This is a genomic window from Bacillota bacterium (assembly GCA_029961055.1).
Classification (GTDB): domain Bacteria; phylum Bacillota; class Sulfobacillia; order JAIMAT01; family JAIMAT01; genus JAIMAT01.
In genome coordinates, this window is record JASBVM010000048.1 from 32,186 (window position 1) to 44,077 (window position 11,892).

General features: G+C 72.4%; 14 protein-coding genes. 12 read left to right on the forward strand and 2 right to left on the reverse strand.

Features of this window, described 5'->3' with window-relative positions; genetic code table 11:
• The first annotated feature begins 27 nt into the window (after positions 1–27).
• The 3 genes from QJR14_10000 to QJR14_10010 are packed head-to-tail and all read left to right on the forward strand — an operon-like array spanning position 28 to position 4,048.
• Positions 28–1,068, forward strand: a complete 1,041-nt coding sequence (locus tag QJR14_10000) for a hypothetical protein (GenBank protein ID MDI3317930.1) — start codon at positions 28–30, stop codon at positions 1,066–1,068.
• The gene (locus tag QJR14_10005) at positions 1,065–2,096 is read left to right on the forward strand and encodes a methionine synthase (GenBank protein MDI3317931.1); all 1,032 of its coding nucleotides are present in this window, start codon (positions 1,065–1,067) and stop codon (positions 2,094–2,096) included. Before QJR14_10000 ends, QJR14_10005 begins: the two co-directional genes overlap by 4 nt.
• On the forward strand, positions 2,093–4,048 hold the full coding sequence (locus QJR14_10010) for a bifunctional homocysteine S-methyltransferase/methylenetetrahydrofolate reductase (protein ID MDI3317932.1): 1,956 nt from the start codon (positions 2,093–2,095) through the stop codon (positions 4,046–4,048). Before QJR14_10005 ends, QJR14_10010 begins: the two co-directional genes overlap by 4 nt.
• Here QJR14_10010 and QJR14_10015 read toward each other — a convergent pair.
• Both QJR14_10015 and QJR14_10020 read right to left on the reverse strand, forming a co-directional pair.
• Positions 4,030–4,434: a thioesterase family protein gene (locus QJR14_10015; GenBank protein ID MDI3317933.1), complete on the reverse strand. Its 405-nt coding sequence runs from the start codon at positions 4,432–4,434 to the stop codon at positions 4,030–4,032. The genes QJR14_10010 and QJR14_10015 overlap by 19 nt on opposite strands.
• On the reverse strand, positions 4,434–5,435 hold the full coding sequence (locus QJR14_10020; GenBank protein MDI3317934.1) for a serine acetyltransferase: 1,002 nt from the start codon (positions 5,433–5,435) through the stop codon (positions 4,434–4,436). The genes QJR14_10015 and QJR14_10020 overlap by 1 nt, the downstream gene beginning before the upstream one ends.
• 80 nt (positions 5,436–5,515) lie before the next feature.
• On the opposite strand from QJR14_10020, the gene QJR14_10025 reads away from it, so the two are divergent.
• The 9 genes from QJR14_10025 to QJR14_10065 all read left to right on the forward strand — a co-directional run bounded on the left by QJR14_10025 (position 5,516) and on the right by QJR14_10065 (position 11,884).
• The gene (locus tag QJR14_10025) at positions 5,516–5,902 is read left to right on the forward strand and encodes an SH3 domain-containing protein (protein ID MDI3317935.1); all 387 of its coding nucleotides are present in this window, start codon (positions 5,516–5,518) and stop codon (positions 5,900–5,902) included.
• A 130-nt stretch (positions 5,903–6,032) separates the two neighbouring features.
• A complete protein-coding gene (locus QJR14_10030) occupies positions 6,033–7,247 on the forward strand; it encodes an HD domain-containing protein (protein MDI3317936.1) in 1,215 nt (404 codons plus the stop codon).
• 183 nt (positions 7,248–7,430) lie between these two features.
• Positions 7,431–8,207, forward strand: coding sequence for a selenite/tellurite reduction operon b-type cytochrome ExtP (extP, locus tag QJR14_10035; GenBank protein ID MDI3317937.1), 777 nt, complete (start codon positions 7,431–7,433; stop codon positions 8,205–8,207).
• Positions 8,185–8,964 (forward strand): menaquinol-cytochrome C reductase, encoded by a 780-nt coding sequence (locus QJR14_10040; GenBank protein MDI3317938.1) that lies wholly within the window; start codon positions 8,185–8,187, stop codon positions 8,962–8,964. The genes extP and QJR14_10040 overlap by 23 nt, the downstream gene beginning before the upstream one ends.
• 28 nt (positions 8,965–8,992) lie before the next feature.
• Entirely contained in the window at positions 8,993–9,544 is a 552-nt protein-coding gene (locus QJR14_10045) for a Rieske 2Fe-2S domain-containing protein (GenBank protein ID MDI3317939.1), read from the forward strand.
• A gap of 15 nt (positions 9,545–9,559) precedes the next feature.
• Entirely contained in the window at positions 9,560–9,724 is a 165-nt protein-coding gene (locus tag QJR14_10050; protein MDI3317940.1) for a hypothetical protein, read from the forward strand.
• Positions 9,714–10,670 carry a cytochrome c gene (locus QJR14_10055; protein MDI3317941.1) on the forward strand — a complete coding sequence of 319 codons (957 nt, stop codon included), beginning with the start codon at positions 9,714–9,716 and terminating at the stop codon, positions 10,668–10,670. The genes QJR14_10050 and QJR14_10055 overlap by 11 nt, the downstream gene beginning before the upstream one ends.
• A gap of 20 nt (positions 10,671–10,690) precedes the next feature.
• A complete protein-coding gene (locus tag QJR14_10060; GenBank protein MDI3317942.1) occupies positions 10,691–11,425 on the forward strand; it encodes a hypothetical protein in 735 nt (244 codons plus the stop codon).
• Between the two features lie 30 nt (positions 11,426–11,455).
• Positions 11,456–11,884, forward strand: coding sequence for a 4Fe-4S binding protein (locus QJR14_10065; protein MDI3317943.1), 429 nt, complete (start codon positions 11,456–11,458; stop codon positions 11,882–11,884).
• The last annotated feature ends 8 nt before the right edge of the window (positions 11,885–11,892 follow it).

Here is an 11,892-nt window from a genome sequence, read left to right on the forward strand (position 1 = left end):
CCGACGCAGAAAAGGGGTTGGCGAACTTTGCAGGAGAGGATCTCCCGACCGCGCGGCCCCGAGGCCGCGCTCCTGGACGGCTACCCGCACGTCCCCTGGCGGCGCGGCCAGGTCAATCTGCGCCGGGAGCGGAACCGCTTCGAACAGGGTGAGATCGGCGCGGCGGCGCTGGCGGCAGCCTACGACGCGACGGTCCTGCGCATCGTGGGCGAGCAGGAGGAGGCCGGCCTCGACCCGGTCACGGACGGGCAGGCGCGGCAGGACGACCTGATGGAGCCGCTCGTCCGCGACCTGTCCGGCCTCGAGCCGGGCGGCCTGCTGCGCTACTACGACAACAACTTCTACTACCGGGCCCCCAGGGTCACCGGCCGGATCGCGGCGCGGGGCATGAGCCTGGCCGGCCAGGTCGCCTGGCTGGTGCGGCGGACGAGCCGCCGGGTGAAGGTGGTGCTGCCGGGTCCGCTGACCGCGGCCGCGCTGGTGGTGGACGAGCACTACCACGATCGCGAAAGGCTGCTGGCCGACCTGAGCGAGGCGCTCCACCTGCTGGCCGGGCAGGCGGTGGAGGCGGGAGCGGCCGTCCTTCAGCTGGACGAGCCGGAGCTGGTCCGCCCGCAGGGGGAGAACCGGGTGAGGGCCCGCCAGGAGCGGGCCGCCTGGCTGTCGGAGGCCCGGCAGGCGACGGCGCGGGTGGTCGAGGGGCTGGGCGCCCGCACCCAGGTGGCGCTCTTCTTCGGCCCGTCGGCGCCCCTCCTGGACGAGCTGGCCGGCTGGCCGGCGGACGACCTGCTCTTCGACCTGGCTTCCGATCCCTCGCTCGTCGACGGGCTGGCCGGCGGGGGTTTCCCCAAGGGGGTGGGGCTCGGCTGGCTGGACGCGCGCCAGCCCCGCCTGGAGCCGGTGGAGGAGGCGGAGCGGCTCGTCGACAGGCTTTCCGGGAAGATCCCGCTGGAACGGATCACGCTCCACCCCAGCGCCAGCCTCGAGTTCCTCCCGGCCGACAAGGCCCGGGCCAAGCTGGAACGGCTGGGCGAGGCGCTGCGGGCGATCAGGGGGGATGGGCGATGACGACAGGCGGGCAGGGCGGCAGCCGGACCGGCCCCAGGAAGCTGGGCGTCCCCCACCGGACGCTGCGCACCACCGGGGTCGGCAGCCTGCCCAAGCCGCCCGCGCTGCTGGAGGCGCGGGAGCGGGCGCAGCGGGGCGAGATCGGCGCCGACGAGCTCCGGCGGCTGGAGCGGAAGGCCACGGAGGAGTGGATCCGCTTCCAGGAGTCGATCGGCATCGACATCCCCGTACACGGCGAGATGGAGCGGGGCGACATGGCCACCTTCTTCGCCGAGCTCCTGGAGGGTTTCACCATCTCGGGCCCGGTCCGCTCCTACGGGAACCGCTACTACCGGAAGCCGATCGTGGTCGGGCCGGTGCGCCGGGTCCGCCCGCTCACGGTGGAGCGCTGGCGCGAAGCCCAGGCGCTGACCGACCGGCCGGTCAAGGCGATCCTGACCGGTCCCTACACGATGTGCGACTGGTCCTTCAACGAGTACTACCCCGACCGCAGGAGCCTCGCCCTGGCGCTGGCGGAGGCGCTCCACGAGGAGGCGCGGGCGCTGGAGGAAGCCGGGGCGCAGTTCATCCAGATCGACGAGCCGGCCATCTCCACCCGGCCGGAGGAGATCGACCTGGCGATCGAGGCCCTGGGAAGGGTGACCGAGGGGCTCCGGGCCCACACCATCAGCCACATCTGCTACGGCCGCTGGGAGGAGGTCTTCCCGGCCATCCTCTCGCTGCCCGTGGCCCAGCTCGACCTGGAGATGGCCAACGGCGGCTACGCGCTGCTCGACCTGCTGCGCCGCTATCCCTCCCACGGCAAGGAGATCGGGTTGGGCGTGATCGACGTCCACAGCCACCGGATCGAGAGCGTGGAGGAGGTGAAGCAGGGCATCTACCGCGCGTTGGAGGTGCTTCCTGCCGACCGGGTCTACGTCGATCCCGACTGCGGCCTCAAGACGCGTACCGAGGAGGAAGCCAGGCGGAAGCTGGAGGTGATGGTGCGTGCCGTCCGGGAGGTGCGCGAGGAGCTGGGGCTGACGTGAGCAGCCCCTTCCTGAAGGCGCTGGAGCAGGGGCCGCTCCTCGCCGACGGTGCCGTCGGCACGCAGCTCCACGCGCGGGGCGCGCCGCTGCAGGGTTCGCTGGAGCTGCTCAACCTGCGCTCGCCGGAGCTCGTCCTCGACCTCCACCTGGACTATCTCCGGGCCGGCGCGCAGCTGCTGACCACCAACACCTTCCAGGGGCACCGGCTGGCGCTCGCGCCCCACGGGCTGGAGGACGAGGTCTGGAACCTCAACGTGGCCGCGGTCAAGCTGGCCCGCCAGGCGCGGGAGATGGCCGGCCGCGAGGCGCTCGTCGGCGCCTCGGTGGGGCCCTGCCAGGGGGCGATGGCCCCCCTGGGCCGGCTGCAGGCGGAGGCGGTGGAGAGCGCCTACCGCGAGCAGGTGCGGGCGCTGGTGGCCGGCGGGGCCGATCTCTTCCTGCTGGAGACGTTCTCGGACCCGCGCCAGCTGGCGCTGGCGCTGCGCGCGGTGCGCGCGGAGTCGGACCTGCCCGCGGTCGCCTTCTTCACCTTCTCCGCCGACGGGACCACGCTCTTCGGCGCGCCCGTGGAGCGGGCGGCGGAGGAGTTCCTCGAGGCGCTGGACGGCCAGCCGCTGCCGGAGCTGCTGGGCGTCAACTGCGGCGCCGGGCCGGCCCCCAGCCTGGAGAGCCTGGCCCGGCTGGAGCGCGCCCTGGAGGAGCTTCTCCCGGCCGGACGACGGCCGTGGTGGGCGCTCTCGCCCAACGCCGGGCTGCCTCAGCGGGTGGAGGGACGCGTCCACTACCCCGCCCATCCCGCCTACTTCGCCCGGACGGTGGCCCGGGGGCTCCAGCTGGGGGCGCGGCTGGTGGGTGGCTGCTGCGGCACCTCGCCGGAGCACGTGGCCCAGCTCCGGCTCGAGCTGGAGCGCGGGCACCCCGGGCCGGGCGCCGCCCGGAGCGGGAGACAGGGGGTGCTGCGCGCAGGGCGGGCCCAGCGAGGGCCCGGGACCGCCGGGGGCGGGGGCACGCCCGGCGCCCCTGCCCCGGAGGAAGCGACCGCGGCGGGGGAGGGCGCGGGCTCCCGGCTGGCCGCCCGACTCGGCCGGCGGCTGGTGCTCAGCCTGGAGCTCGACCCGCCGCGGGGCGCCGTGGTGGAGCGCTTCCTCGCCCAGGCGCGGGCGGCGCGGGAGGCCGGGGTCGACGCCGTCAACGTGGGCGACAGCCCCATGGCACGGGTGCGGATGTCCTCCCTGGCGGCCGCGCACCTCGCCCAGCGGGAGGCGGGCGTCGAGGCGATCCTCCACTTCACCACCCGGGACCGGAACCTGATGGGGCTCCAGGCGGACCTGCTGGGCGCCCATGCGCTCGGCATCCGGAACGTCCTGGCGCTGACCGGCGATCCCCCCGCCCTGGGCAACTACGCCCACGCCACGGCCGTCTACGACCTGGACTCGGTGGGCCTGATCCGGCTCCTCCGCCAGCTGAACGACGGCGAGGACGCCGCCGGCAACCGGCTGGCCCAGCCGACCCGCTTCCTCATCGGCTGCGCGCTCAACCCCGCCGCCGCCGATCTGGAGCGGGAGGTGGAGCGCTTCCGGGCGAAGGTGGCCGCCGGCGCCCACTTCGCCATGACGCAGCCGGTCTACGACCCCTCCGAGCTGGAGGTGGTCCTGGACCGGCTGGGCGGCCCGCCCGTCCCCGTCCTGGCCGGCCTGATGCCGCTGGCCAGCTACCCGCACGCCCTCTACCTGCACAACGAGGTGCCCGGCATCCGCATCCCCGAGGCGCTCCTCCGGCGCATGGAATCGGCGGGGAGCGAGGCGCACCGGGTCGGACTGGAGGCGGTCCAGGAGGTGTGGGAGCGGATCCGGCCCTGGGTGGCCGGCGCCTACGTGGTCCCCAGCTTCCAGCGGGTGGAGGACGCCCTCGCCCTCACGCGCTGGCTCCGGGCTCAGGAGCCGGCCGGGTGAGCCGCGGGCCGGCTCGCCTCCAGGAGCCGGCGGAGCCCGTCGGGCAGGCGGCGCGCCCGCCCGCTCGCCCGGTCGACCAGCACCTGGACCGTCTCGCCGCTGGCCACGGCCCGGCCGTCCTCGCCCTCGACCCGGTACTCCAGCGTGAAGGCGGAGCTGCGCACCTCGCCGACGCGCAGGCCGATGCGGAGCCTCTCGCCGAAGCGGGCGGGGCTCCGGAAGGTGCACCGCGCCTCCGCCAGCACCATCGGAAAGGAGCCGTCCAGCGCCCCTTCCAGCGCCTCCTCCAGCCAGAGGGTGCGGGCTTCCTCGAAGTAGGTGAAGTAGACCGCGTTGTTGACGTGGCCCATCATGTCGCAGTCGCGCCAGGTGACGCGCCGCGTCATCAGGAAGCCGAACCCGTCCAGCTCCGTTCCCCCCTCGCGGGCTGCGCCGCGCCATGGGGCGGCCGCAGCTCCACCGTCGGCCGGTGGAGCACCATCGCGCCGGCCGGGACGCTCTCGGTCACCCAGCAGTTGCCGCCGATGACGGCGCCGCGGCCGACGACCGTCGAGCCGCCCAGGATGGTGGCGCCGGAGTAGACGACGACGTCGTCCTCCAGGGTGGGGTGGCGCTTCTGGTTGCGGATCAGCTCGCCGTGCTCGTCCTTGGGGAAGCTGAGCGCGCCGATGGTCACCCCCTGGTAGAGCTTGACGTGATCGCCGATCACGGCGGTCTCGCCGATGACCACGCCGGTCCCGTGGTCGATGAAGAAGTTCCGGCCGATCCGGGCGCCGGGGTGAATGTCGATGCCCGTCACGCTGTGCGCATGTTCCGTCATCATGCGCGGGATGAGCGGAACGCCCAGGCGCCAGAGCTCGTGCGCCAGCCGGTAGACCAGGACGGCGAAGAAGCCGGGATAAGCGAGCAGGATCTCGTCGTAGCTCTTGGCCGCGGGGTCGCCGTCGTAGGCGGCCCGCACGTCGCCGCAGAGCGTCGCCCGGATGTCGGGCAGGCGCGCGATGAACTCCGCCGCCACCTCCTGCGCCCAGCCCATCTCGGGGCAGACCGAGCCGGAGGTGTCGCACGCGTGGGGCCGGGCCGAGTGGATCTCGTCGGCCAGATCCCAGAAGATGTCGCCCAGGCGCTCGTTGAGCGCCGTGACGTCGAGGCGGACGGCCTGCCGCCCGCTGTAATGTCCGGGGAAGAGCACCCGGCGGAGTTTCCCGATCAGGCGGACCAGCCGCTCCGCGTCAGGGTACCGGGGGGCGGCGGGTTCCGGCAGGTCGCCCTCCCGATGCTCCGCGTGGAGCCGCTCGGCCGCCTCGGCCACACGCTCCACGGCTCGCTCCAGGACGCCGCGCGGGACCCGGCCGCCCTCCTCCTCCAGGTCATGGGCCAATGCCATCGCCCTCCTTCGCTCCCCCAATCTAGCATCGCGGGCGCACCGGCCGCATACGCCTGGAGCGAACCGCCGGGGGTGAGGCCATGGGCGATCTGAAGGCGATGGCCGACCAGATCCGGGCACACGAGTCGGAGCTGGTGCCGCACTACGAGGAGCTGGCGCGGGCGGCCCAGACGCCCGCGGAGATCAAGATCGTCCACCAGCTCAAGTCCTATCAGCGGCTCCAGCTGCTCAGCCTCGAGCTGCTGGGCGATCGGGTGCCGGAGCGCTTCCTGGGCTTCGGGCGCGTCTCCGCCGACGACGTCAACATCCGCTCGGCACCCAACGGGCAGTCCAGCCTGGTGGGCAAGGTGCGGCAGGGCGACCAGGTGATCATCTGCAGCTACCAGGGCTACTGGGTCGAGGTCCAGGTGATGCACGGCCCGTCCGGGTACATCTTCCGCGACTACGTCCAGGAAGAGGGCGGCTGAGCGGAAGGAAGCCGCCCTCCCGGGGCGAAGCCGCTTCCCCACGGAGGCGGCTCGTCTGATCCTGCGCGACCCGGTCCACGGCGACATCCCACTGACGGCGGAGGAAGCCTGGCTCCTCGACGCGCCCGAGGTGCAGCGGCTCCGCTGGGTGCAGCAGCTGGGGACGGCCTACCTGGTCTACCCCGGGTGCCGGCACAGCCGCCTGGAGCACGGCCTCGGCGCCCTGGCGGTGGCCGGCCGGATCCTGGACGCGCTGGCCCGGAGCGGCTTCGCGCCGCCGGAGGAGGTGGCCCGGGCCGTCCGCGCGGCCGCACTCCTCCACGACGTCTCCCACGTCCCCTTCGGCCACACCCTGGAGGACGAGCGCGGCCTGCTCCCGCGCCACGACCAGGGGTCGCGGCTGGAACTCCTCCTGGCCGGCGAGCTGGGACGGAGGCTGGAACGGCTCGACCTGCTGGAGCCGGTGCGCGCGATCCTGGAGCCGGCCGGGGCCGGGGCCGGGCCCGGCCCCGGGAAGCGCCGGCTGCCTCCCTGGGCTCGGGAGACCGTGGCCGGCACCATCGACGCCGACCTGCTCGACTACCTGCGGCGCGACGCCTACTACGCCGGGCTGAGACCCGGCTACGACGACCGCATCTTCCGCTACTTCGTCCTCGACGACGGCCACCTGGCCCTCAACCTGCAGGACCGTGGGATCGAACGCCCGGACGCCCGCTCCGAGGTGGTCCAGGTGCTGCGCACCCGCTACTTCCTGACGGAGCGGGTCTACTTCCATCATGCCAAGGTGGCCTCGGGCGCCATGGTCTCCCGGGCGGTGGAGACCGTCCTGGAGGCGGGTGCCCTGCGCGAGGCCGACCTGCTGGCGCACGGCGACCAGACGCTCCTCGACTGGCTGGCCCGGGGCGCGGGCCTCGACGGGGAGGAGGGGCAGGCGGTCTCCCTCCTGGCCCGGGGCGTCCTGGAGCGCCGCCTGCTCAAACGCGCCTACGTGCTCACCCCGCGGACCACCCGCCCGGAGGAGCGGGCGGAGCTGACCCGCCGCTACTGGCGCCGGGGCGAGGAGCGCCGGCGGCTGGAGGCCGAGCTGGCCGGGGAGGCCGGCCTCCCCGAGGGCCTGGTGGTGGTCTGGTGCGCCCAGGAGAGCGCTCTCAAAGAAGCGCGGGTGCGGGTGATCGGTCCCGCGGGCCGGCGGGCGCTGGAGGGCCCGGAGGTGGAAGCGCTGGACCAGGCCTACCGGGCGCTCTGGCGGTTCTATGTCTTCGCTCCTCCAGAGGCCCGCGGCCGCGTGGAGGAGCTGGCCGCGCGCCGCTTCGACCGCCCCAGCGAGCTGCGGCCGCTCGGCTAGGGAAATCCCCGGGAGGGCGAGCCATTCGTCCACAAAATCACATCTCACTCATTTGAGGGAGAGGTCCTGGCCCGGTATAATGAACCCGCATTACGATAGATGAACATAAAGGAAGCACAGTAACGATCCGTAAGGGCGTCGGCCGACCTGGTATCCGAACGACGCCCCAAAGGGGGGTCGGCGGTGGCAGAGCCCAGGCCCAACCTCTGGGAGCGGATCCGCGGGACCGCGCTCTACAGGTCGATCTACCGGACGCGCTACCCGGACCAGCCTCGGTGGCAGTCCATGGTCATCCTGCAGAGCTTGGCGCTCCACCTGCATCCGGTCCGAATACCCAAGCGGGCCACCCGTCTCACCTACACGTGGGGGCTGGGGGGGCTGAGCGTCTGGCTCTTCCTCATCCTCACCTTCACGGGCGTCTTCCTGATGTTCTACTACGTGCCCGACGTGCCGGGCGCCTACTTCTCCATCCAGAACCTGGCCACAAGCGTCACCTTCGGCCAGTTCATGCGCAACCTCCACCGCTGGGCCGCGCACGCCATGGTCCTGCTGGTCTTCATGCACATGACGCGCGTCTTCCTGACCGGCTCCTACAAGCGGCCGCGGGAGTACAACTGGATGGTCGGCGTCGGCCTCCTGGTGCTCACCTTCCTGCTCAGCTTCACCGGCTATCTCCTGCCCTGGGACCAGCTGGCGCTCTGGGCGATCACGGTGGGGACCAACATGGCCGGCTCGACGCCGCTCATCGGCGGCACCGTCCGGACGGCGCTCCTGGGCGGTTTCAGCGTGGGGCCGGCGACGCTGGTGCGCTGGTACACCCTGCACGTCATCTTCCTGCCGCTGGCGCTGATCGTGGGCATGAGCATCCACTTCTGGCGCATCCGCAAGGACGGCGGCATCTCCACCCCGATCTACGAGGAAGAGGAGATTGGGACCCATGTCCAGCAGCTTGCCGGGTGAACGGACTCAACCGCTGGAGGAGGAAGGCGCACCCGCGCGGAACCCGCGCGAGCGCTTCTTCGAGGACGTGCCCGAGGAGGAGACGCGCTCCGTCTTCGTCTGGCCCAACCTGCTCAGCATCGAGCTGGTCGGCGGCCTCCTGCTCCTGCTCCTCCTCAGCGTCCTGGCCGTCCTGGTCAACGCGCCGCTGGAGACGCTGGCCAACGACGAGAAGACGCCCGACCCGTCCAAGGCGCCCTGGTACTTCCTCGGCCTGCAGGAGCTGCTCCTGCACATGCACCCGTCGCTGGCCGGCGTGATCGTGCCCGGAGTGGTCATCCTCGGCCTGATGGCCATCCCGTACATCGATCGGGAACGGGTCGGCACCGGCATCTACTTCACCACCAAGAAGGGGCTCCCCATCGCCCTGTTCTCGCTGGTCTACACGGCGGTCTGGGAGGTGGGGCTGATCCTGCTGGACCAGTACCTCCCCGCTGCCGAGGGCGGCCACGGCCTGGGCCCCTACCTGCACACGGTGCTGGGCTGGCCGGAGTGGATCTCCGCCATCGCGGTGCCGAGCGTGATCATGCTCTTCATCCCGACGCTGCTGGCCCTCATCGTGCGCAGGCGCTGGCAGGCCGACACGCGCGAGGTGATGATCGCGCTCTACGCCTTCTTCTTCGCCTCGTTCTGGACGCTGACCATCGTCGGGACCTTCTTCCGCGGGGAGAGCATGAACCTGGTCCTGCCGTGGAATCTTCCCGGCTTCAGCGAGTAGCGATCGTCGGCATGGGGGTGAGCGTGGCGTGAGCGTACAACCGGAGGCAGAGAAGCCGTCGGCCCAGCCCAAGCCGGCCCCGGAGCCGGAGAAGGTGAGCCGGCGGAGGCTCCTGCGCTACCTGATGTGGGGGTCGACGGGCGTCTTCACACTCGCCGTGGCGGGGACCGGGCTGGGCATGTTCTGGCCGCGCAAGATCGAGGGCTTCGGCGGCAAGGTGGTCGCCGGCCCGGTGAGCAAGTTCGCGCAGCCCCTCAGCGTCACCGTCGTGCGCGAAGGCAAGTTCTACGTCTCGCATGTGACCAGGAAGTACGCGCCCACCGAGGGGCTGATCGCGCTCTACTGGCGGTGCGTCCACCTGGGGTGCACCGTCCCCTGGGTCCCCGCCGAGGATCGCTTCCACTGCCCCTGCCACGGCTCGATCTACGATCACGCGGGCAAGAACATCGCCGGACCGGCGCCGCGACCGCTGGACTGGATGCCGTTGACGATCGAAAAGGGGATCGTGGTGGTCGACACGGGCAAGATCAACCAGCGGCACGCGGTGGAGGCCGATCAGATCACGCCGCTCAACGGCTGAACGGAGGGGAAGCAGGTGCTGCTGCAGCTGTCGGGCGCACGCGGGGAAGCGATCGAACTCCTGGTGGTCATGCTGACGCTGGGCGTCTTCTACGTCTCGATGTGGGCCATCGACCGCTGGATCCGGACCGACCGGCCCGGGCAGGTCGCCCGCCAGGGAGGTGCCCGGGGTGGCCGATGAACCCGTCCAGGACCGCGAGCGGGTCTACTTCCTGGTGATGATCTTCTCCTGGCTGCTGGTCCTCCTCCTCGTCGGCTACGCCATCTACGACCCGCTCCGCATGGCCGACGCGGCGGCGCAGCAGCGCCAGCAGTCCATCCAGAGCGGGGCGCGGCTCTATGCCCAGTACTGCATGGTCTGCCACGGTCCCAACGGCGAGGGCGTGGTCGGGAAGCCGCTCAACCGGCCGGACCTGCAGGGCGATCCGGCCGCCAAGCAGGACGTGGTGGCGATGCTGACGCAGACCATCACCAACGGCCGGCCGGGCTCCACGGTGCCGCGCTGGGTCCGCCTGCCCGGCGGCGAGTGGGCCTCCTTCACCGCCATGCCCGCCTGGGGGCGGTCGCAGAACGGGCCGCTCGACGAGCAGATGGTCAACGATCTGGTGGCCTTCATCATGAACGGCGACTTCGCCTTGGCCAACCGGTACACGCCGCCGGTGGGGACGGGGACGCTCGGCCCGGCGGCTGCGTCCGATCCGGCCAAGCTGGCCACGCAGCTGCCCAAGCCCGCCGGCCTCGACGCCGGGACGTACGCGCAGGCGCAGAAGATCGTCGGCAAGTACGGCTGCCTCAGCTGCCACACCATCGGCTCGGTGGGCGGCCGGATCGGGCCGGACCTGACCCAGGTGGGCAGCTGGGGGCTGGACGCCGACTTCCTCCAGGCGTGGGTGCTCCATGCCCCGACGGTCAAGGAGCGGGCGCCCGTCTACTGGTCCAACTACCAGAACCCCTTCCCCGTGCTGGAGCGAGCGCTGGGCAGCGGCGGGAAGGCGGACGGCCGGCTCGACCCGTTGCCGGCCCCGGTCCCCCTCCGCATCGGCACCGACATGCCCGACTTCTCCAAGGCGGGCATGACGCCGGAAGAGGCGAAGACGCTGGCCGACTACCTGCTCCACCTGAAGTGAGGTCACGGGGGGGGGGTCCGATGCAGCCGGCCGCGGAGTGGCTCTCGCTGGTCGCCACGCTGGCCTTCCTGGGCGGCGTGCTGCTCAAGCTCAACCAGCTGACGGGCTTCCCCTTCTTTCAGATGTTCGGCCTCTGGGCGCTGATCGGGGCGATGCTCCTGGTCAGCCGCTGGGTCGAGCGGAACCAGGCGGTCCGGGTGGAGGAGAGCGTCCTGGAGCGGCTCCGGCAGCTGCTGCCCGCCGGCTCGCGGCTCCTCCGCCTGCGGCGGGACCGGCGGCTGCCCGGGCAGGCCGACCTGGTCATCCTCGCGCCGGCGGGGGTGGGTCTCCTCCTCTACGACCGCTCCTCGCAGCAGCGGCTGCGGCGAGGAGCGGTGCGGGCGCTGGGGGAGTCGGCGCGCCGGGCGGAGGAAGCCCGCCGGAGGGCCGAACGGCTCCTGGCGGAGGAGGGTGGGGCCCACGGTCTGGTGCTGCGCGCCGGCGTCCTCATGCTCCGGCGACGGGTGCGGGAGACGGAGCTGGAGGAGGCCCGGACGCTGGCGGAGGCCGCGGGCCGGGTCGACTTCCTCAACGCCGAGGAGCTGGAGGAGTGGCTCCACCCGCTGACCGGGGGAGGGACGTGGGAGGCCGGGGCGAGGGCGGCCTTCGCGCGACGGTGGCGCGACGAGGCGTCGCTGGAGCCGGGGTCGCGGGAGCCGGCGGCGGAGACGGCCCGGGCCGCCGGCCGGTGGGGAGCTCCCGGCGCGCAGGGCTGAGGCGACCGGGCCGAAAGGAGGAGGAGCGGAGTGGCTTACACGATCGTGGAGACCTGCATCGGCTGCTCGGCCTGCGAGAAGGTCTGCCCCACCGACGCCATCTGGGGCAGGCAGCGGGAGCTCTTCCACATCGATCCCGAGCTCTGCATCGACTGCGGCGCCTGCGCCCGGGTCTGCCCGGTCCAGGCGATCCACGACGCGAAGGGCTTCTTCCCCCCGCGGATCGCCCGGCGCGCCGACTGGCCGAAGCCGGTGGTCAACCCGGACCTCTGCTCGGGCTGCAACTTCTGCGTGGACATCTGCCCCTTCGACTGCCTGGAGGTGGAGGGCGGTCCCATGTTCGGCATCGCCAGGCTGGTGCGGCCGAACGCCTGCGTCAGCTGCGGCGAGTGCGAGGAGGTCTGCATCAAGGGGGCGATCGTGGTCCCGGGCGTCCGCCGTCCCAGGGAGGTGGCCTGAGCGGCGAG